The 19,761-nt window shown below is 61.2% G+C and carries 17 protein-coding genes; 10 read left to right on the top strand and 7 right to left on the bottom strand.

Translation table 11 applies throughout. From position 1 onward, the window contains the following. Nucleotides 1-59: 59 nt before the first annotated feature. Entirely contained in the window at nucleotides 60-278 is a 219-nt protein-coding gene (locus BUE09_RS15760; RefSeq protein WP_019341026.1) for a bacterioferritin-associated ferredoxin, read from the bottom strand. Nucleotides 279-464: 186 nt separating this feature from the next. On the opposite strand from BUE09_RS15760, the gene BUE09_RS15755 reads away from it, so the two are divergent. Beyond that, entirely contained in the window at nucleotides 465-1,007 is a 543-nt protein-coding gene (locus BUE09_RS15755; protein ID WP_073302226.1) for a YaeQ family protein, read from the top strand. A gap of 109 nt (nucleotides 1,008-1,116) precedes the next feature. Here BUE09_RS15755 and BUE09_RS15750 read toward each other — a convergent pair whose 3' ends face one another. Genes BUE09_RS15750 through BUE09_RS15740 form a run of 3 tightly spaced genes read right to left on the bottom strand, consistent with a single transcriptional unit; the run spans nucleotide 1,117 to nucleotide 3,478 of the window. Beyond that, nucleotides 1,117-2,031: a 5-oxoprolinase subunit C family protein gene (locus tag BUE09_RS15750; RefSeq protein ID WP_073302224.1), complete on the bottom strand. Its 915-nt coding sequence runs from the start codon at nucleotides 2,029-2,031 to the stop codon at nucleotides 1,117-1,119. Next, a complete protein-coding gene (pxpB, locus tag BUE09_RS15745; RefSeq protein WP_073302222.1) occupies nucleotides 2,028-2,732 on the bottom strand; it encodes a 5-oxoprolinase subunit PxpB in 705 nt (234 codons plus the stop codon). The genes BUE09_RS15750 and pxpB overlap by 4 nt, the downstream gene beginning before the upstream one ends. Beyond that, the gene (locus BUE09_RS15740; protein WP_073302220.1) at nucleotides 2,729-3,478 is read right to left on the bottom strand and encodes a 5-oxoprolinase subunit PxpA; all 750 of its coding nucleotides are present in this window, start codon (nucleotides 3,476-3,478) and stop codon (nucleotides 2,729-2,731) included. The genes pxpB and BUE09_RS15740 overlap by 4 nt, the downstream gene beginning before the upstream one ends. A 304-nt stretch (nucleotides 3,479-3,782) precedes the next feature. Here BUE09_RS15740 and recJ point away from each other — a divergent pair, with 304 nt between their 5' ends. The 7 genes from recJ to BUE09_RS15705 all read left to right on the top strand — a co-directional run bounded on the left by recJ (nucleotide 3,783) and on the right by BUE09_RS15705 (nucleotide 14,581). Next, the gene (recJ, locus tag BUE09_RS15735) at nucleotides 3,783-5,498 is read left to right on the top strand and encodes a single-stranded-DNA-specific exonuclease RecJ (RefSeq protein WP_073302218.1); all 1,716 of its coding nucleotides are present in this window, start codon (nucleotides 3,783-3,785) and stop codon (nucleotides 5,496-5,498) included. Nucleotides 5,499-5,740: 242 nt separating this feature from the next. Further along, nucleotides 5,741-7,837 (top strand): molybdopterin-dependent oxidoreductase, encoded by a 2,097-nt coding sequence (locus tag BUE09_RS15730; RefSeq protein WP_073302216.1) that lies wholly within the window; start codon nucleotides 5,741-5,743, stop codon nucleotides 7,835-7,837. 315 nt (nucleotides 7,838-8,152) lie between these two features. Beyond that, the gene (locus BUE09_RS15725) at nucleotides 8,153-9,262 is read left to right on the top strand and encodes an NADH:flavin oxidoreductase/NADH oxidase (RefSeq protein WP_073302214.1); all 1,110 of its coding nucleotides are present in this window, start codon (nucleotides 8,153-8,155) and stop codon (nucleotides 9,260-9,262) included. Between the two features lie 33 nt (nucleotides 9,263-9,295). After that, nucleotides 9,296-10,060: a tellurite resistance TerB family protein gene (locus BUE09_RS15720; RefSeq protein ID WP_073302212.1), complete on the top strand. Its 765-nt coding sequence runs from the start codon at nucleotides 9,296-9,298 to the stop codon at nucleotides 10,058-10,060. A gap of 156 nt (nucleotides 10,061-10,216) precedes the next feature. Next, a protein-coding gene (prfB, locus tag BUE09_RS15715; protein WP_143164671.1) for a peptide chain release factor 2 occupies nucleotides 10,217-11,312 on the top strand; the annotation gives its coding sequence in 2 pieces (ribosomal slippage) (nucleotides 10,217-10,288 and nucleotides 10,290-11,312; 1,095 coding nt in all). Between the two features lie 193 nt (nucleotides 11,313-11,505). Next, entirely contained in the window at nucleotides 11,506-13,008 is a 1,503-nt protein-coding gene (gene lysS, locus BUE09_RS15710; RefSeq protein ID WP_073302210.1) for a lysine--tRNA ligase, read from the top strand. A gap of 277 nt (nucleotides 13,009-13,285) precedes the next feature. Next, complete coding sequence (locus tag BUE09_RS15705) at nucleotides 13,286-14,581, top strand: flavohemoglobin expression-modulating QEGLA motif protein (protein ID WP_073302208.1); 1,296 nt, start codon at nucleotides 13,286-13,288, stop codon at nucleotides 14,579-14,581. 58 nt (nucleotides 14,582-14,639) lie between these two features. Here the strand turns inward: BUE09_RS15705 and BUE09_RS15700 are convergent, their stop codons facing one another. The 3 genes from BUE09_RS15700 to dctP all read right to left on the bottom strand — a co-directional run bounded on the left by BUE09_RS15700 (nucleotide 14,640) and on the right by dctP (nucleotide 17,602). Next, nucleotides 14,640-15,950: a TRAP transporter large permease gene (locus tag BUE09_RS15700; RefSeq protein ID WP_073302206.1), complete on the bottom strand. Its 1,311-nt coding sequence runs from the start codon at nucleotides 15,948-15,950 to the stop codon at nucleotides 14,640-14,642. Next, nucleotides 15,947-16,486: a TRAP transporter small permease subunit gene (locus tag BUE09_RS15695; protein ID WP_073302204.1), complete on the bottom strand. Its 540-nt coding sequence runs from the start codon at nucleotides 16,484-16,486 to the stop codon at nucleotides 15,947-15,949. Before BUE09_RS15695 ends, BUE09_RS15700 begins: the two co-directional genes overlap by 4 nt. Before the next feature lie 81 nt (nucleotides 16,487-16,567). After that, nucleotides 16,568-17,602: a TRAP transporter substrate-binding protein DctP gene (gene dctP, locus BUE09_RS15690; RefSeq protein WP_073302202.1), complete on the bottom strand. Its 1,035-nt coding sequence runs from the start codon at nucleotides 17,600-17,602 to the stop codon at nucleotides 16,568-16,570. Nucleotides 17,603-18,029: 427 nt separating this feature from the next. On the opposite strand from dctP, the gene BUE09_RS15685 reads away from it, so the two are divergent. Beyond that, nucleotides 18,030-18,548: a PaaI family thioesterase gene (locus BUE09_RS15685; RefSeq protein WP_073302200.1), complete on the top strand. Its 519-nt coding sequence runs from the start codon at nucleotides 18,030-18,032 to the stop codon at nucleotides 18,546-18,548. Continuing rightward, on the top strand, nucleotides 18,541-19,752 hold the full coding sequence (locus BUE09_RS15680; protein WP_073302198.1) for an acyl-CoA dehydrogenase family protein: 1,212 nt from the start codon (nucleotides 18,541-18,543) through the stop codon (nucleotides 19,750-19,752). The genes BUE09_RS15685 and BUE09_RS15680 overlap by 8 nt, the downstream gene beginning before the upstream one ends. Nucleotides 19,753-19,761 lie beyond the last annotated feature (9 nt).

Below are 19,761 nucleotides of genomic sequence, written 5' to 3'. Positions count from 1 at the left end.
TATTGATTCGCGAACAGAAAAAAGCCGGGCATGTGCCCGGCTTCGATATTCAATTGGTTCTAGGCGGGAGCAAAACCTGCCGGGTAAGCAAGGGGGGCGCTGGCATTCTGGATATCGCTCAGGGTTTCGCGAACGACCTGCTTGGCGACACAAGCGCATTTACCACATTGCGTGGCTACGCCAGTCGCGTCTCGCACTTCCCGATAACTGCAGCAGCCTTCATAGATGGCTTCACGGATCTGGCCGTCGGTAACGCCCTGGCAAAGACACACGTACATATGAACTACCCGTTGGGTTTGCGATGGTTGAGATGCTAAACAGAATGAGAATGATTGTCAAAGATCGCTCGTCGGATTTTTCATTTCACAACCCGCCTTCCAGCGGCGCGGGAGGCCTCGCTACGGCCACCTCTGAAATTCTGTCAATACGCTAAACTGCGGCTCCTCTTTTCGCCTGGAGCTGTCATGGCCCTGCAAGCCACACCTTATAAAGTCGAGATCAATCTCACCGATCTTGATCGTCATGTTTATCAAGATCTGCGCTTCACCGTGGCTCGTCATCCGTCGGAGACCGAGGAGCGGATGGTGGCGCGGCTGATCGCCTACGTGCTCTGGTATGACGAAAAGCTCGCTTTTGGTCGGGGGCTTTCGGATGTGGATGAGCCGGCGCTTTGGGAGAAGAGTCTGGACGATCGCGTGCTGCACTGGATCGAAGTCGGCCAGCCGGATGCTGAGCGGATCACCTGGTGTTCGCGTCGCGCCGAGCGCTTCAGCCTGGTGGCTTACGGCAATTTGCGGGTGTGGCAGACCAAGGTGCTCGACAGCGTGCGCAGCCTGAAGAAGATCAACGTGGTAGCGGTGGGGCAGGAGGCACTGGAAGCTGTGGCGCAGGATTTGCCCAGGGCGATCAGCTGGAGTGTGATGGTCAGCGAGGGTTCATTGTTCATCACCGATGAACGCGGCCAGCATGAAGTGCCGCTGGAGTGGCTGATCGGCGAGCGCGGCTGAACATTCACCAACTACACGGACCTGCTTTTGGTCCGCGTCAGAATTGCACGTGCCCCCTCGGGCAGTAGCAGGTCAGGCAGCCGTGTGTGGTTTCAAGCTGCTGACGGTATTATTGCCAATGGGCGAGTAACAGGCGTTGCTCGCGTTGCGCAGCCTGCAGGCCCACTGGCTTCAAGTGGACCTCGGTGCCTGGCAGACACTGCGCCAGGCGTGCCACCGCAAGTGGCGTCAGCGCACCCAGCCTCGGGTAGCCGCCAATGGTCTGCCGGTCATTGAGCAGGACGATGGGCTGGCCATCAGGCGGCACTTGGAGCGCACCCAGCGGCACGCCTTCCGAGATCATCGACTGCCGTGAACTGCGCAGCACCGACCCCAGCAGACGGATGCCCATACGATCAGCACGCTGATCGACTGTCCAGGGACGGTTGAATACGTCGAACAGGCTCTGGCCGCTGAAGTCTCCAACCTGAGCGCCCAGCACAACCTGCAGTGGCGCATCGGTGAACAGCGGTGGGATTTGTTCAGGACTCAATTCAGGTCCGCTAGCACGTACACCACAGTAGGTCAGACGGTCACCCTCCGTCAGCGGCTGACCATCGCCATGCAGACCTCCGAGTTCCTCGCGGCGTACAGTGGCGCAGCTGCCTAGAAGTTGCGGCGCCGCGAATCCGCCTGGCGCTGCGAGATAGGCGCGCACGCCTTTGAGTGGTGCATTGAATATCAGCCGCTGGCCCTTGCGAACGTTGAAGCTGCGACCTGGCGCGACGGGCTTTTCGTCCAGCGTGGCGCCTAGGTCGGCACCGCATAGCGCCAGGCAACTGTCGGTTTCGGCGAGCAGGGCGAAATTGCCCAGCGTAATTTCCAGCGTGGCAGCCTGGAGCGGATTACCCAGCAGCCAGTTGGCCCAGAATTGGGACACCCAGTCGGCAGCACCACCCTGGGTCACGCCAAGATGACGAACGCCGAAGCGACCACCGTCCTGCAGGCTGGCCAGCGCGCCGCTGCGCTCGATCAGCAGGCTCATCGCGACACCTCGTACGGCGTGTCGTCTCCGCCAAGTCGCACGAATTCGGCATGATCGATGGGCTGAAAACGGACCCTGTCTCCGGGTTGCCAGATGCTGTAGCCGTCCAGCTCACGGTCAAACAGACGTGTTGGGCTTCGTCCGATAAGGTTCCAGCCGCCCGGTGAGATCAGCGGGTAGATGGCCGTCTGGCGATCGGCGATACCCAGGCTGCCGGCTGGAACTCGCGTGCGTGGCGTTTGCAGACGCGGGCTGGCGAGGCACTCGTCGACCAATCCCATGAAGGCGAAGCCCGGTGCAAAGCCCAGCGCAAAAACTTGATAAATGCGCGCGCTGTGCCGTTCGATCACGCCTGCCGTGCCGAGCCCGCTGCGTTGGCCCAATGCCTCCAGCTCGGGGCCGACGCTCGGGTCGTACCACACCGGAATGTCCAGTTCACGCGCCTGTCCGCTGGCGTCTGGCTGCAGGTCATGCAGCGCTTCGGCCACTCGCTGACGGGCCTGATCGTCATCCAGTTGGCTCAGGTCGTAGTGCACCAGCAGCGTCGTGTAGGACGGCACGAGATCAAGCAGCGCCGCACCGAAGGCCTCGCGCAGCCGCCGGGTTGCCGCGAGCAGCCACGGCATATGGGCTTCGTCGATCTCGTCGAACAGGCGCAGCATCAGACAATCGATGCCGACCACTTCGATACGTGGCTTCATCCTGCAAGGTTCTCGAGTGCCTGGCGTATCCGCTGAACGGCGGCGACAGAGCCGGCGTTGTCTCCATGTACGCAGAGACTGTCGGCACGCAGCAGCAGCGCGCTGCCGTCGTTGGCGGTGAGTGCTTCGCCACTGGCCAGACTCAGTGCCTGAGCAGCGATCGTATCGATGTCGTGATGAACGGCGCCGGGCTGATCGCGGGTGACCAGCAAGCCGTCCGGATCATAGGCGCGGTCAGCGAAGACCTCGAACCACAGGCTCACGCCGAGCTCATCTGCCAGCGTTTGGGCGGCGCTGTTGTCGCGGGTGGACATCAACATCAAGGGCAGCGCCGGCGAGTAGGCGATGACCGCGTTCATCACCGCGCGAAGAAGTTCGGGCTTGCGCATCATGTCGTTATAGAGCGCGCCGTGCGGTTTGACGTAGCGAACCTGAGTGCCTTCGGCGCGGCAGATGCCGTCCAGTGCGCCGATTTGATAGAGCAGCATGTTCTCCACTTCATCCGGGCTGCAGGCCATGGAGCGCCGACCGAAGCCGACCAGATCGGGGTAGGCGGGGTGCGCGCCGATCTTCACCTCATGTTGCGTTGCCAGGGCGACGGTGCGGCGCATGATCTGCGGGTCCGACGCGTGAAAGCCGCAGGCGATGTTGGCGCAATCGATGAAGGGCATGACCTCGGCGTCCAAGCCCATCGTCCAGGCCCCGAAACTCTCGCCGATATCGCAATTAAGTAGCAGGCGCTTCATGGCGGTCTCCGGAGTAATGGCGCTTTGGGTATGGCCCTAGTGCGGTCGCCACGATGATAAAGCATTGATCCGCGATTGCTGATCATTGGGCACACGTCGGCGGGCGGCCCGGCAACATTTCATTCCTGTATGCTTGCGGCCGGTCCAAGCGGCGCAGGTCGCGTCGGCGCTCCCGCTGCGACTGTCTGGCCATTTGCGCCAATAGCGACCCTGCCAGTCGCGTCTGCCACGTCCTGCGTTTGGCTGCCCGGCCCCGCTCGCTACATCAATATCACTCACTTCAGTTGCACCGGATAATCAACAGATGCGCATCGAACCCCGTCCTCTTCCTGACCAGCTCCCCGACCTGGGCGACCTGCCGCCACTGCTGACGCGTCTCTATGCCGCCCGTGGTGTGCAGTCGATAAGCGAGCTGGACAAGGGCCTGGCGCGGTTGATCCCCTATGGCCAACTCAAGGGCATCGATGCTGCTGTGGCGCTGCTAGTCGAGGCGCTGGAAAAGCGTCAGCGCATCCTCTTCGTCGGCGACTTCGATGCCGACGGCGCCACCGCCAGTACGGTGGGTGTGTTGGGCCTGCGCCAGTTGGGCGCAGCACATGTGGATTATCTGGTGCCCAACCGCTTCGAGTACGGCTACGGACTGACGCCGGAAATCGTTGCCGTGGCCCTCGAGCGTCAGCCTGATCTGCTGGTGACTGTGGATAACGGGATTTCCAGCGTGGACGGCGTCGCCGCGGCCAAGGCGGCGGGGCTCAAGGTGCTGGTGACCGACCATCACCTGCCGGGGTCCGAGCTCCCGCTTGCCGATGCCATTGTCAATCCCAACCAACCCGAGTGCGCTTTTCCGAGCAAATGCATCGCCGGCGTCGGGGTGATCTTCTACGTACTGCTGGCCCTGCGCGCGGCATTGCGTGAGTCGGGCTGGTTCACACGCAATGGCTGGTCGGAGCCGAACCTGGCTGAGCTGCTGGATCTGGTCGCGCTGGGCAGCGTTGCCGACGTGGTGCCGCTTGATGCCAACAACCGAATCCTTGTGCACCAGGGTTTGGCGCGCATCCGTGCCGGCCGGGCGCGGCCGGGGTTACGCGCCATTTTGGAAGTTGCTGGTCGCGATCACAGCCGTATCACCTCGACCGATCTGGGCTTCATCCTTGGCCCACGGCTGAACGCAGCGGGTCGCCTCGACGACATGGCGCTGGGCATCGAATGCCTGCTCTGCGAGGACGAAGCGCTGGCGCGCGACATGGCCGTGCAGCTCGACCAGCTGAATCAGGATCGCAAGGGCATCGAACAGGGCATGCAACGCGAGGCGCTGGCCCAGCTGAAAGACCTGCCGCTCGCAGACATGCCGTTCGGCCTCTGTCTGTTCGAACCGGAATGGCACCAGGGCGTGATCGGCATCCTCGCCTCGCGCCTGAAGGAGCGCTATCACCGTCCGACCATTGCCTTCGCGGGCGCCGGGGACGGGTTGTTGAAAGGCTCGGCGCGCTCGGTGCCGGGCTTTCATATTCGCGACGCGCTGGATGCCGTTGCTGCGCGTCACCCAGGGCTGATCAGCAAGTTCGGTGGCCATGCGATGGCGGCCGGTCTGTCGCTGCCGGAAGCTAACTTTGGCGCCTTCGCGGCGGCCTTCGATGCTGAGGTGCGGCGTCAGCTGTGCGAAGACGACCTGACCGGGCGCCTGCTCACCGATGGTCAGTTGAGCATCAAGGACTTCCACCTCGAACTGGCCAAGGCGCTGCGCAATGCCGGGCCGTGGGGGCAGCATTTTCCCGAGCCGGTGTTCCACGGCGTGTTCCAGCTGGTGCAGCAGCGACTGGTCGGCGAGAAGCACCTGAAAATGGTCCTCAAGAGCGAATGCGGCTCGCTGACCCTTGATGGCATCGCTTTCAATATCGATCGCGAGCTCTGGCCCAATCCCACGGTGCGCTGGGCCGATCTCGCCTACAAACTCGACGTGAACGAGTTTCGCGGCCGGGAAAGCGTGCAGCTTCTGGTGGCGCATATCGCGGCGCGCTGACTTCAGGTTCGCGGTCGGTCGGTCGCAGCCAAGGTGGCGCGGGCTCTAGCCGGCGCTAGCTGGACATCCTTTCGCGAGCAAGCTCGCTCCTACAGGAGCGGCGGCGTATCCGAACCCGGCACTGCCAGTTGCAAGATCGGTTGTCTGAATCGCTCCCTATTTGCCACGAAGTGCATGATTGGCGCACGCCCGACTCCGGCCTAGAGTGATTGGATTACAAGAACAATCCTTCGGAGCCTGCGATGAGCGAAGCGACCCTGCACCACCGTGCGTGCCACCTGTGCGAGGCCATCTGTGGCCTGACCATCGAAACCCGTGACGAGCAGATCGTATCCATCAAGGGCGACGCTCAGGACAGCTTCAGCCGCGGCCACATCTGCCCAAAGGCCGTCGCGTTGCAGGACATCCAGAACGACCCGGACCGCCTGCGCCACCCCATGCGACGGGTCGGCGGCGAATGGCAGGCCATCGAGTGGAACGATGCCTTTGAATTGGTAGCGGAGCGACTCGCCGTCATCCGCGAGCGCCACGGCAACAATGCAGTTGCGGTCTATCAGGGCAACCCCAGCGTGCACAACTACGGGTTGATGACCCACAGCAACTACTTTTTCGGTCAGCTGAAAACGCGCAATCGCTTTTCGGCCACCTCGGTCGATCAGCTGCCGCATCACCTGACCAGCCTGATGATGTACGGGCATGGTCTGCTGATCCCGATTCCAGACATCGACCATACCGATTTCATGCTGATTCTCGGTAGCAACCCGCTGGCGTCCAACGGCAGCATCATGACCGTGCCGGATGTGGAAAAGCGCCTGAAAGCGCTACAAGCCCGCGGCGGCAAGTTCGTCGTGGTCGATCCGCGTCGGAGTGAAACCGCGGCCATCGCCGACCAGCATCTGTTTGTCCGCCCGGGTGAAGATGCGGCGTTGCTTTTCGGTTTGCTGAATACGCTTTTTGATGAAGGTTTGACACGTGCCAGCCATCTTCCCGTGGCGGGTATGGATGAACTTCGAGCGGCCGTAAAGCCCTTCACCGCCGAAGTAATGGGGCCGCGCTGTGGCGTACCGGCTGAACAGATTCGACAACTGGCGCGGGATTTTGCTGCTGCGGACAAAGCCGTCTGCTACGGGCGGATGGGTGTCTCCACTCAAGCGTTCGGAACGCTATGCCAGTGGTTGGTGCAGTCGATCAATCTGGTCACTAGCAACCTGGATCGGGTGGGCGGCGCGCTTTGCACGGAGCCGGCAGTCGATCTGGTCGCGAACACCTCGGGAGGGCACTTCAACCGTTGGCAAAGCCGCGTGTCGGGCCTGCCGGAATACGGCGGCGAGCTGCCGGTTTCAGCGCTGGCTGAGGAGATGCTTACCGAAGGGGAAGGTCAGATCCGCGCGCTGGTGACGGTTGCGGGCAACCCGGTGCTTTCCACGCCCAATGGGCGAAAACTGGAACAGGCGCTTGATGGGTTGGAGTTCATGCTCAGCGTTGATTTCTACATCAACGAAACCACCCGCTATGCCGATCTGATCCTGCCGCCCACGGCGCCGCTGGAGCATGATCATTACGACACCACCTTCAACCTGTTCGCGGTGCGCAACGTCACCCGCTTCAACGAGCCGGTGCTCGGCAAGCCGGTGGGCGCGCTGCATGACTGGGAAATTTTCATCGGCTTGGCTAAGGCGTTCGCGGCGCGAATCGGCGCGGATCTCAAGCCCACCATGACGCCAGAGCAGATGATCGACCTCAGCCTGCGCGCCGGGCCGTACGGTGAGAAGAGCGAGATGAACCTGAGCCTATCCAGCGTGCGCGACTATCCGCACGGGCTTGATCTCGGTGCGCTCAAGCCAAATCTGGCTGGGCGCTTGAAAACCGAGGGTCAGCGAGTACACGCAGCGCCCTCGTTGTTCCTCGGCGACGTCCAACGTTTCGCTGAGGCAATCAGCGTGCCTGCCGATCAGCTGGTGCTGATCGGACGTCGCCATGTGCGCAGCAATAATTCCTGGATGCATAACTATCACCGTCTGGTGAAGGGCAAGCCGCGCCATCAGCTGCTGATGAATCCGGCGGATCTGAGCCGGCTGGGCCTGCTTGACGGTCAGCGCGTGCGGGTTCGCTCGCGGGTCGGCGTGATCGAAGTTGAGGTGGCCGTCAGTGACGAGATGATGCTCGGCGTGGTCAGCCTGCCGCATGGCTGGGGTCATGCCCGCCCGGGTGTGCAGATGGGCATCGCCAGTACTCAGCCCGGTGCGAGTGCCAATGATCTGACCGATGAACGCTATCTGGACGCGCTGTCCGGCAATGCTGCACTCAATGGCGTTCCAGTGAGTGTGGAGGCGGCGTAGCGTTCCGCATGCTGGGGCTGGGCTGCAGATGGTTGCGCGCGCGTTCGCTGCTCTTGCAGGCATACACTGGTGACCCCAAAGTGGAACTGCATGGTGCGCTACGCCGGCACGCTTCTCGCCACGTTCCGGTTCGACAGATGGAAGTGTCCAGGCAGCGCCTCGCTGGGCGGTAATCGGTGTTCGCCGGTGCCCGACGTGGATGTTCGTAACATACGGTCACCGAATCGGGGCAGCCGTGTCGCCTGACCAGGCAAAGTCTCGGAAACAGTCTGTACTGAAGGGTGTCCAACGCGCATCCATTGCAGTGAGGTTTCCATGACACAGCTTTTCCAGCCGCTCACCCTGCGTCAGTTGACACTGGCCAATCGAATCGCCGTTTCGCCTATGTGCCAGTACTCGGCCAAGGCCGGAATGGCGAATGACTGGCATCTGGTCCACCTGGGCGGCCGTGCCGTCGGCGGGGCGGGGCTGGTCATCATCGAGGCCACCGCTGTTACCGCAAACGGTCGCATTTCCCCCGAGGACCTGGGCATCTGGTCGGACGAGCACGTCGAACCGTTGCGGCGCATCACGCGCTTCATCGAAGCCCAGGGTTCCGTGGCTGGCATTCAGCTCGCGCATGCCGGACGCAAGGCAAGTACGTGGCAGCCCTGGCTCGGACGTCATGGCAGCGTGCCCATTGCCGCTGGCGGCTGGACGCCGGTAGGGCCGTCGACCATTGCGTTCGATCCGGAGCACGCGGTGCCGACCGCGCTGGATGAGGTCGGCATCAACGACGTGATCCAGGCTTTCGTACGGGCGGCTGAGCGGTCGCTGGCTGCGGGGTTCAAGATTGCAGAAGTACATGCGGCGCACGGCTACCTGCTGCATCAGTTCCTCTCGCCATTGTCCAACCAGCGTCAGGATGGCTACGGTGGCTCGTTCGACAACCGTATCCGTTTGCTGTTGGAAGTCACCCAGGCCGTGCGTGCGGTGTGGCCGGAGGAGCTGCCGTTATTCGTCCGGTTGTCCGCAACCGACTGGGTTCAGGACGGCTGGAACGCCGAGGAAACCGTCGAGCTGGCGCGGCGGTTGAAGCATCTTGGCGTCGATCTGATCGACGTTTCCTCCGGTGGTACGGCGGCCAATGCGGAAATCCCGGTCGGTCCTGGCTACCAGACGCAGTTCGCCGAGCAGGTTCGGCGCGAAGCAGGCATCGCCACGGGCACGGTCGGCATGATCACCGAAGCGGTCCAGGCCGAGCATATCCTGCGCACCGGTCAGGCTGACCTGATCCTGCTGGCACGCGAGCTGTTGCGCGACCCTTACTGGCCGTTGCATGCGGCTGAAGATCTACGCGACAGCACGGTGCCATGGCCAGCCCAGTATGTTCGCGCTGCTCATCGAAACACGCCAATCCGGCAGGTGCCCGATTCGCTCGAGTAAGTTCCTTTCATCAGTATTCAGGTAGGTCTTTCCATGAAAACCAGCGGTTTGCTCGACCAATTGCTCAAATCGGGTCAGGACCTGTTGCAGAAGCAGCAAGGTTCCGTGACGCGCTCAACACCGTCTAAAAGCGGGGGTTCGCTCGGAGATATGCTCTCCGGCGCGGGCGGCCCGCTCGGTAGCATTCTTGGGGGCGGTGGCGGAGGCATCGGAAAAGGCGCATTGGCAACCGGTGCGCTCGGCATGTTGCTGGGGAGCCGCAGCGGGCGTCGTCTTGGCGGGAAAGCCGTCACCTATGGCGGCCTGGCCGCGCTCGGCATGCTGGCCTACAAGGCCTACGGCAACTGGCAGGCACAACAGGCGCAGCAGGGCGGGGTCGGAGTGACGCAGCCAAATACTCAATCCGAGCCAAAGACAGTGGACCGCCTGCCACCCGAACAGGTGGAGGAACACAGCCGCGGCATCCTCAAAGCGCTGGTCGCTGCGGCCAAGGCGGACGGCCACGTGGATGATCAGGAGCGCAAGATGATCGAGGCCGAATTGGCCCAGCTCACTGATGATCCTGAACTGCAACACTGGCTGGAAAAGGAGCTGAACAAGCCGCTCGATCCAGTCGATGTGGCCGCTGCAGCCACCACCCCGGAAATGGCTTCGGAAATGTACCTCGCCAGCGTTTTGATGGTGGACGAGGAGCAGTTCATGGAGCGCGCGTACCTGGATGAATTGGCCCGCCAGCTTAAACTCGATGCGCAGCTGAAGGTCGAGCTGGAGAGTCAGGTGCGTGGCGTCTCCGCGTGATCATGTTCGAGGCGGCCTTAACGCCGCCTCCGCTCCCTTCTTGAACAACTTCGCTTGACTTCCGCCGCTCCGGCAGCCCCGCGTGGGCTGTCAGCAGCGGCCTGCTGCGCTATAATCGCCGGCTTTTCGCAACGTCCGATTGAGAGCTGCCTACCTATGGAAATCAACCCGATCCTCAACAGCATCAAGGACCTGTCCGAGCGCACCCTGTCCATTCGGGGGTATCTTTGACTACGATCAGAAGCATGATCGTCTCGTCGAAGTAAACCGCGAACTCGAAGACCCCAACGTCTGGAACAAACCTGAGTACGCCCAGAACCTGGGCCGCGAGCGCGCCACCCTGGCGCAGATCGTCGAGACCATCGACGACCTCGAGGGCGGCCTGGCCGATTCCCGCGACCTGCTCGACATGGCTGTCGAAGAAGACGACCAGAGCGCCGTGGACGATGTCGCCGCCGAACTCGACCGCCTGCGCGGCATCCTCGAAGGGCTGGAATTCCGTCGCATGTTCAGCGGCGAAATGGACCCCAACAACGCCTACCTCGACATCCAAGCCGGTTCTGGCGGCACCGAGGCCCAGGACTGGGCCAACATCCTGCTGCGCATGTACCTGCGCTGGGCCGACAAGCGCGGTTTCAGCGCCGAGATCGTCGAGCTGTCCGAGGGCGAAGTCGCCGGTATCAAGGGCGCCACCGTTCACATCAAGGGTGAATATGCTTTTGGCTGGCTGCGCACCGAGATCGGCGTGCACCGCCTGGTGCGCAAGAGCCCGTTCGACTCTGGGGCCCGCCGCCACACCTCATTCTCGGCAGTGTTCGTCTCGCCCGAGATCGACGACAGGGTCGAGATCGACATCAATCCGGCGGATCTGCGCATCGACACCTACCGCTCTTCCGGTGCCGGTGGTCAGCACGTCAACACCACCGACTCGGCGGTACGTATTACCCACGTACCAACCAACACGGTGGTGGCCTGCCAGAACGAACGTTCCCAGCACGCCAACAAGGACACCGCCATGAAAATGCTGCGGGCCCGGTTGTACGAGCAGGAAATGCAGAAGCGCAACGCGGCCTCCCAGGCGCTGGAAGACACCAAGTCCGATATCGGCTGGGGTCATCAGATTCGCTCCTATGTGCTCGACGACTCGCGCATCAAGGATTTGCGTACCGGCGTGGAACGTAGCGACTGCCAGAAGGTTCTGGATGGCGACATCGACCAGTACCTGGAAGCCAGTTTGAAACAGGGGCTGTAAGCTACTGCGCTTAGCCAGCGTCGGTGGGCTGAAGCGGAACGCCGTCCGGCCCACCTAACTCGTGTTACAAGCGTCCAGATGTAGGGTGGGCTTCAGCCCACCAAAATAGGGGCATGTCCGTGATGGAATGAAGCGAAACGCCTTCCATCACCCTCCCCAGGATTCATTCATTCGATCCAGGCATTTTGAAACCATGAGCGAACAACCGCTGAACCAGCACGCCATCCAAGAGGAAGAAAACAGCCTGATCCTTCAGCGCAAGGAAAAACTGGCCGCCGAGCGCGCCAAGGGCAACGTCTTCCCCAACGACTTCCGTCGCGACAGCTACTGCAACGACCTGCAGCAGAAGTACGCCGACAAGACCAAGGAAGAGCTGGCAGAAGCGGCGATCCCGGTGAAGGTTGCCGGGCGCATCATGCTGAACCGCGGCGCCTTCATGGTGCTGCAGGACATGACCGGACGCCTGCAGGTCTACGTCAACCGCAAAACGCTGCCGACCGAGACGCTCGAAGCCATCAAGCACTGGGACCTGGGCGATATCATTGCCGCCGAAGGCACCCTAGCGCGTTCCGGCAAGGGCGATCTGTATGTCGAGATGACTGATGTGCGCATGCTGACCAAGTCATTGCGTCCGCTGCCGGACAAGCACCATGGCCTGACCGACACCGAGCAGCGCTACCGCCAGCGTTATGTCGACCTGATCGTCAACGAAGAAACCCGCCACACCTTCCGTGTGCGCTCGCAGGTGATCGGCCATATCCGCAAATTCCTCAACGAGCGCGACTTCCTCGAAGTCGAGACGCCGATGCTGCAGACCATTCCCGGCGGCGCCGCGGCCAAGCCGTTCGAGACGCATCACAATGCGCTGGACCTCCCGATGTTCCTTCGCATCGCGCCGGAGCTTTACCTAAAGCGCCTGGTGGTTGGCGGCTTCGAGCGCGTCTTCGAGATCAACCGCAACTTCCGTAACGAAGGCGTTTCGACCCGGCACAATCCCGAGTTCACCATGCTCGAGTTCTACCAGGCCTACGCCGACTACGAAGACAACATGGACCTGACCGAGGAGTTGTTCCGCGAACTGGCGCAGTTAGTTCTGGGCAGCACCGATGTGCCGTACGGCGATAAGCTGTTCCACTTCGGCGAGCCGTTCGCGCGGCTGTCGGTGTTCGACGCCATCCTCAAGTTCAACCCGGACATCAGTGCCGCCGACCTGCAGGACATCGACACCGCGCGCGCCATCGCCAAAAAGGCCGGCGCAAAGGTGCTCGGCTTCGAAGGCCTGGGCAAGCTCCAGGTGATGATTTTCGAGGAGTTGGTCGAGCACAAGCTGGAGCAGCCGACGTTCATTACTCGTTATCCCTTCGAGGTTTCGCCGCTGGCACGACGCAGCAATGACGACCCGAGTGTCACCGACCGCTTCGAGCTGTTCATCGGCGGCCGTGAAATCGCCAACGCTTATTCCGAGTTGAACGACGCCGAAGACCAGGCCGAGCGCTTCCACGCGCAGGTACGGGACAAGGACGCCGGCGACGACGAGGCCATGCACTTCGACGCCGACTTCGTCCGCGCGCTGGAGTACGGCATGCCGCCGACCGCAGGCGAGGGCATCGGTATCGACCGTCTGGTGATGCTGCTGACCAACTCGCCGTCGATTCGCGACGTGATCCTGTTCCCGCACATGCGTCCTGAGGTCTGATCAGGCAGGCGAGCCCCTCGATGTGTCGCGAGCGGCGCTTTGGTCGGCTTGTTTTCTGGATGGACGGCGCGGGATCAGACTCCCGCGTCCGCCCGTGTTGCGCTGTGCCGATTCGCCTACAAGCGGGCGCATCTGTCCGCCGTAATGGCTGGCGTTAGATTGGTCGATGCCCGCCGACACAGTTCTGCCTGATGGGCCGTTCGCGAACCAGGCACGGATCAAAAGGGTCCGCTGGTGTATAAGCTGAAGGCTACGGCTCATCACTGACGAGGTACGGATGAATTCCCGTAACAACCTGGACGAATATCAGCTCACGGTGCGCGGCTTGTCCGATCGCATCGTCGAGGCACAAACCCCGGTGCGGGTGCTCGATGCAGTGAAGTGGGACGACAGCGTCCGGCAAAGCTTTTTTGCGACGGGCGCCCGCGAGCTGCCCAAGGTGGATCGGGCCTACTACGAAAGCCGTCCGCTGGCTTTCGATTCCAGTGCAAAGAAAGAAGAATTCCAGAACATCGAACGCGATATCACCCGGCAGCTGGGGCAATTTAACCCGGTCGGGCAGATCATGCGGCGCATGTGCAAGGAATACCGCATGGTGATCCGCATGCTCGAGGCACGCGGCACCGCTGATTTCGGACTGATCTCCCAAGAACTCTACGGCGCCGCTTCGGATGCCTTCCATGCCGGCGACCCGACCCTGGCCGACCTCGGGCTGATGCTGTCCGATTACCTGAACAATATTGCCGACCGCGGCGACCTGAAGGACGAAGCCAAGCTGCTGACCGCACCGCAAGCGGTGGAAATGCTGCAGCGCCGCCTGGATCTGGTATTCGGCGAGGGTGAAGGCGTCATCCGCGTCTTTGAATCCGATGGCATCCTGGCTGATGCCGCGGCCGGCGCGGATTACATCAAGATCCGCAGCGATGCGATGTTCAACGAGCGCGACGTGCGGGCGCTGGAGGTTCACGAGGGCTTGGTGCACGTCGGCACCACACTCAACGGGCAAAATCAGCCGATCTGTACCTTCCTCGCCAAAGGGCCGCCATCGTCGACCGTCACGCAGGAAGGCTTGGCGATTCTCATGGAGGTCATCGCCTTTGCGTCTTACCCGACGCGCCTGCGCAAGCTCACCAATCGCACCCGCGCCATCCACATGGCAGAAGAGGGTGCGGATTTTCTCGATGTGTTCGGCTTCTTCCGTGAGCAGGGCTACTCCGACGAAGACAGCTACGGTAATGCGAGCCGCGTTTTCCGCGGTTCGACACCCGATGGTTTGCCTTTCACCAAGGACCTGTCCTACCTGAAGGGCTTCATCATGATCTACAACTACATCCAGCTCGCGGTGCGCAAAGGCAAGCTGGAGCAGATCCCGCTGCTGTTCTGTGGCAAGACCACGCTGGAAGACATGCGCACCCTGCGCCAGTTGGTAGAGGAGGGCATGGTCGTACCACCCAAGTACCTGCCGCAACAGTTCCAGGATCTCAATGCGCTGTCGGCCTGGATGTGTTTTTCCAACTTCCTCAACCATTTGAGCCTGGATCGCATCGAAGCGGATTACGCCAATATCATCTAAGCGACCACAAAAAAAAGCCGGAGCATCTGCTCCGGCTTTTTCGTTTCAGCGGCTGCCGTCAGAACAGCGTATCCGGCAGGTATGTCGCGATCTCCGGGAAGAGCATGATGATGCCCATGCCGATGATGTTGACGATCACGAACGGGATGACCGACCAGTAAATGTCCTTCATGGATATACCGGGCGGAACAATGCCTTTGAGGTAGAACAGGTTGAACCCGAACGGCGGCGTCATGTAGCCGATTTCCATGTTGATCACGAACAGCACGCCGAACCAGATCGGGTCGAAGCCGAGCGAAGCCACGATGGGCAGGAATACCGGCAGGGTGATCAGCATGATGCCGACCGGATCGAGCAGCATGCCCATGACGAACACGATGGCCATCATGAAGATGATGATCGCCCAGCGGCCGCCCGGCAGGTCCATCATCAGCCCTTCGATCAGCGACTGTGCGCCCATGCCCTGGTAGGCCGAGCTGAACGCGTGGGCCGCGAACAGAATCCACGCGATCATGCCGGTGAGCTTGAAGGTGCGGATAGCCGCTTCCTGCAGGACCGGCCAGTCAAGCTTGCGGTATACCGCAGCAGAAATCAGCGCGCCAAAAACGCCCATTGCAGCGGCTTCGGTCGGGGTAGTCAGGCCGCCAATGATCGAGCCAAGCACCATGACCACGATGCCGATCGGCAGCAGTACGGCGCGCACCGCCAGGAATTTTTCGCGCCAGGTGCCGCGCTCCTCCTTCGGCAGAGCTGGCGCCAGGTGCGGCTGCAGGAAAGAGCGGACGAGTACGTACGTGACCGTCAGTGTGACCAGCAACAGGCCCGGCAGGACGCCTGCCGCGAACATCTTGCCGACCGACTGACCACTGATCATCGCGTAGAGGATCATCATGATGCTCGGTGGAATCAGGATGCCCCAGCCGCCGCCCGTGTTGATGCAACCCAGCACCATGCGCTTGTCATAGCCGCGTTCGAGCATCGCGGGGAGCGCGATCGTGCCCATGGCGACCACGGCCGCACCGCTGATACCGACCATGGCACCAAACACCGCGCAGATCCCCAGCGTGCCGATCGCCAGCCCGCCACGCATGCCGCCGCACCAGAGGTGCATCATGCGATAGAGGTCACGGGCCACGCCCGTTCGTTCAAGGAGCATGGCCATGAACACGAACAGCGGAATGGCGACCAGGGTGAAGCTTTCCATGGTGCCCCACATCTGTGAGGCCACCATATAGAAGGCGTCGACACCCCAGGTGAAATAGAGGAAAAGGACCGAGACACCGCCCAGTACGAAGGCCAGCGGCAGGCCAAGAACCAGGAAGAACACCAGCGTCAAAAAGAACAGCAGCGTGGTGATTTCGATGCTCATTGCGCATCCTCCGCGTGCTTGGCGTCGCCAGCCGGCTCACGGCCCAGCGCGACGAGGATGTCTTGCAGAAGCTTGGCAATGCCCTGCAACAGCAGCAGGAGCGTGCCCAGCGGAATCATCGCCTTGATCGGCCAGATAGGTGGGTTCCAGGCGGAGTACGACGTTTCCATGCCCTGAACCGATTCCCAGGCCATGGAGCTACCGAAGTACAGCAATGCCGCCATGAACAGAAAGAACATGCTTGAAGTGAAGATATCGACCCACGCCCGTGTACGAGGGCTGAAGGAGGAATAGAGTAGGTCCACGTTGACGTGGTCGCGGTGCGCCATCACGTAGCCGCCTGACAACACTACGTAAGCGCCGAACAGCATCTGCCCGAGTTCGTTAGTCCAGGAGGTTGGGCTCGAAAACAGGTAGCGCATGAACACTTCGAGTAGCAGCAACGCGAAGATGACGAATATCAGATAGGCCACCCAGCGACCGATGAATTCATTGAGCCGGGTGATGCCATTGATGTAGGCATGGATCAGGCGCATGGCGAGCCCTACGAGCGAAGTTGAGCGGATCAAACGCCCGAGCGGGTAACCGCGCCGGGCGTGCTGATCAAGCGAGGGGGTTTACAGGTAGCCGAGATCGCTCAGGAACGACTTGAGCTTCTGAAGGGCTTCGGCTGCTCTATCGCTGCGCTTGCCTTCTTCTTCCCAAGATTTTTGCGCAACGTCTCTCAGACGCTTCTGCACATCGTCAGGCAGCGTATTGACCTGAACGCCCTGTTCGGCCATGACCTTGCGCAGTGCGATCTGCTCCTGATAGAGGTATTCATTGGTGCGGTACCAGAACTGTTCGTCGAGGATCTGCTTGACGATTTCCTGGTCGCGCTCCGACAGTTTGTCGAGCGCCTTCTGGCTGATGATGATCACATCAGTGCCGGCGATGTTCAGAGCGGGTCGGACATGATGCTTCGCCACTTCATAAAAGCTCATGCTCGCCGCGCCTTGCACTGCGCCCCAGTGCGCGCCGTCTACGACACCGGTATCGAGCGCCGGATAAAGCTCACCACCTGGCAGATAGGTCGTTGACGCCCCGGCTTCATCGAGGAACTTCTGCAGCGCGCCCGACGAGCGAATCTTCAGCTTGGTGAAATCCTCCCAGCTGTTGATCGGGTTCTTCACCACCATCTCGGTCGGGTAGACCTTATCGGTCGACCAGTAGACGCCATGCTGGGCAGCTTCTTCCTGCAGCATCTTCTCGAAACCCATGTGCTTATGGAAATACGCGGCTTCCCAGACGTTCTGGAAGGCGAAGGGCAGGCCGGAGGCAATACCGGCCAGCGTAATCTTGTCCTGAGCGTAGCCGGGGGAGATGGTGCCCATCTGGATGATGCCGCGGCTCACAGCATTGAAGGTTTCCTGCGGCTTGAACAGCGCGCCGGACTCGAACAGCTGCAATTCCAGGCGGCCTTCGGTACGTCGCTCGATCTCGCGCTTCAGGCGGCCGAGACTGTCTTCATAGGAACTGCTGGCGCTCGGCCAATGTGATTGCACGCGCCATTTGGTGACTTCCTGTGCGGCCGCCATCTGCGCGCTCATGGCGGAGACTGTCAACGCTAATAGGCTGGCGGGAACGAGCAGTTTCTTAAGCATGGATTTCATAACGCGTCCTCTTGTTGTAATTGTCTGGCTGAGGCGATCTTTTGTGCCTCGTGTTCTGTGTCAGTGTTTCGCACAGCAGAACTGATTTTTGCAGGGCTGATCGAAAGCTAACATAGCTCGAAGCTTTTTCAAGCGCTAGCACAAAGCTATCGCTTCCTTTTTCGACAATCAGTTCGGCGTTCAGCGGCTGATTGACCGGTGTATGTCCGGCAGAAGTTGAGCTTAGACGGTTCTGTTTGTGGGGCATCATAATTCTGCCTGATGGAACTGGATTCCGAATTGACGTGATGTTTCAAGCATGCCAGCGTTAAAAGGAAGAGGACTCCCCACAAAAACAATCGAGAGGACTCGCTATGCGCCTTATTGCGAGAATCATCCGGATGCAATATTCCTGTTTCGATGCGGCGCGCTGCGCGGTAATCGAGCGATGAACGGGCAGGAAACGGAGCTGCCCGTGAACGACAGCCGAACCCATCATTTGCCGATCAGCGGAGGCAGCGACCTGCCTGGCTTTCATCAGGTGCTTGGCTATCGCCAGGTGTCCTGGACGGAAGACGAAGCCGTGATCGAGCTCGATGTGCAGGCCTGCCATCTGAATATGGCCGGCGTGCTTCATGGCGGCGTAATGACTGCGCTGCTGGACGTGGTGCTAGCCGAGGCCGGCACCTATTGCCCTTATCCGGGGCGCGTTCGCAAGGCGATCACGCTGGTGCTCAACACCACCTTTACTGGCCAGTGCTCCGGCGGTGTGATACGCGCCATTGGTCGGCGACGCGCCGGTGGCAGCCGAATATTCAACAGCTCCGGAGAAATACGCGACAGCGAAGATCGTCTGCTGGCCATCGGCGAAGCGACCTTCCGACTGCGCTCCGGTAGCGAGCAGCCTGAGGGCGTCCCCATGGATTTCCTCGCACCTAACAATAAGAAGGAAAACGGCAATGTATGAACTGACCGGCAAGGCGTTGGAACTCCAGCAGCAACTCACGGCGTTCATGGACGAACATATCTACCCGAACGAACATGTCTTTCACGAGCAGGTTGCCACCGCCAGCAACCGCTGGGCACCACCGCCGATCCTCGAGGAGCTGAAAGTGAAAGCTCGGGCGCAGGGCCTGTGGAATCTGTTCCTGCCAGAAAGCGAACACGGCGCTGGACTGACCAATTTCGAGTACGCCCACCTCTGCGAAATCATGGGCCGCTCGCATGTTGCCGCCGAAGTCTTCAACTGCTCAGCGCCGGACACCGGCAACATGGAAGTGCTGGCGCGCTACGGCACACCCGAGCAGCAGGAACAGTGGCTCAAGCCGCTGCTCAATGGCGAAATACGCTCCTGTTTCTCCATGACCGAACCCGAGGTGGCATCCTCTGACGCCACCAACATCGCCTGCGAAATCCGCCGCGAAGGCGATGAGTATGTGATCAACGGGCAGAAATGGTGGTCGTCAGGTGCGATGACCACCACGTGCAAGATTGCCATCGTAATGGGCAAAACCGACCCGGCGGCCGAGCGCCATCGGCAGCAGTCGATGATTCTCGTGCCCCTGGACACGCCTGGTGTTGAGATCGTTCGTGCGCTCCACGTGTTCGGTTACGACCACGCGCCCCATGGCCACGCTGAAATTCACTACAACAACGTTCGCGTGCCGGCCAGCAACATGCTGCTTGGCGAAGGGCGCGGTTTCGAGATCGCCCAGGGGCGTCTCGGCCCGGGCCGCATCCACCATTGCATGCGCACCATCGGCGTGGCCGAGCGGGCCTTGCAAGCCATGTGCGAGCGCGTCTATGACCGAGTGGCGTTCGGCAAGCAGCTCGCCGACTTCGATTCGATCCGCAAGGACATTGCCCGCTCGCGCATCGAGATCGAGCAGACCCGCCTGCTGACGCTGAAGGCGGCACGAATGATGGACACCGTTGGCAACAAGGTCGCGCGGCAGGAGATCGCCATGATCAAGGCGGCCGCGCCGAGCATGGCGTTGCGAGTATTGGACCGCGCAATTCAGGTGCACGGCGCCAAGGGCGTTTCGCAGGACAGCTTCCTCGCAGCGGCCTGGGCACACCAGCGGACGCTGCGGCTGGCCGATGGTCCTGATGAGGTGCATCTGGACACCATCGCCAAGCTCGAACTGAAGAACTATTCCAGCAAGCGCTGAGCTTCCGAC

This window comes from Stutzerimonas xanthomarina DSM 18231 (genome assembly GCF_900129835.1).
Taxonomy (GTDB): domain Bacteria; phylum Pseudomonadota; class Gammaproteobacteria; order Pseudomonadales; family Pseudomonadaceae; genus Stutzerimonas; species Stutzerimonas xanthomarina.
This window is presented reverse-complemented; position numbering and strand designations above follow the sequence as displayed.

Bases quoted from the DNA above. Each gene is read 5' to 3' on its own strand.
- BUE09_RS15720 (WP_073302212.1), top strand. From the start codon at position 9,296: ATGAAAACCAGCGGTTTGCTCGACCAATTGCTCAAATCGGGTCAGGAC.
- recJ (WP_073302218.1), top strand. From the start codon at position 3,783: ATGCGCATCGAACCCCGTCCTCTTCCTGACCAGCTCCCCGACCTGGGC.
- lysS (WP_073302210.1), top strand. From the start codon at position 11,506: ATGAGCGAACAACCGCTGAACCAGCACGCCATCCAAGAGGAAGAAAAC.
- dctP (WP_073302202.1), bottom strand. From the start codon at position 17,602: ATGAAATCCATGCTTAAGAAACTGCTCGTTCCCGCCAGCCTATTAGCG.
- BUE09_RS15685 (WP_073302200.1), top strand. From the start codon at position 18,030: ATGAACGGGCAGGAAACGGAGCTGCCCGTGAACGACAGCCGAACCCAT.
- BUE09_RS15700 (WP_073302206.1), bottom strand. From the start codon at position 15,950: ATGAGCATCGAAATCACCACGCTGCTGTTCTTTTTGACGCTGGTGTTC.
- BUE09_RS15730 (WP_073302216.1), top strand. From the start codon at position 5,741: ATGAGCGAAGCGACCCTGCACCACCGTGCGTGCCACCTGTGCGAGGCC.
- BUE09_RS15680 (WP_073302198.1), top strand. From the start codon at position 18,541: ATGTATGAACTGACCGGCAAGGCGTTGGAACTCCAGCAGCAACTCACG.
- BUE09_RS15705 (WP_073302208.1), top strand. From the start codon at position 13,286: ATGAATTCCCGTAACAACCTGGACGAATATCAGCTCACGGTGCGCGGC.
- BUE09_RS15740 (WP_073302220.1), bottom strand. From the start codon at position 3,478: ATGAAGCGCCTGCTACTTAATTGCGATATCGGCGAGAGTTTCGGGGCC.
- pxpB (WP_073302222.1), bottom strand. From the start codon at position 2,732: ATGAAGCCACGTATCGAAGTGGTCGGCATCGATTGTCTGATGCTGCGC.
- BUE09_RS15750 (WP_073302224.1), bottom strand. From the start codon at position 2,031: ATGAGCCTGCTGATCGAGCGCAGCGGCGCGCTGGCCAGCCTGCAGGAC.
- BUE09_RS15755 (WP_073302226.1), top strand. From the start codon at position 465: ATGGCCCTGCAAGCCACACCTTATAAAGTCGAGATCAATCTCACCGAT.
- BUE09_RS15760 (WP_019341026.1), bottom strand. From the start codon at position 278: ATGTACGTGTGTCTTTGCCAGGGCGTTACCGACGGCCAGATCCGTGAA.
- BUE09_RS15725 (WP_073302214.1), top strand. From the start codon at position 8,153: ATGACACAGCTTTTCCAGCCGCTCACCCTGCGTCAGTTGACACTGGCC.
- BUE09_RS15695 (WP_073302204.1), bottom strand. From the start codon at position 16,486: ATGCGCCTGATCCATGCCTACATCAATGGCATCACCCGGCTCAATGAA.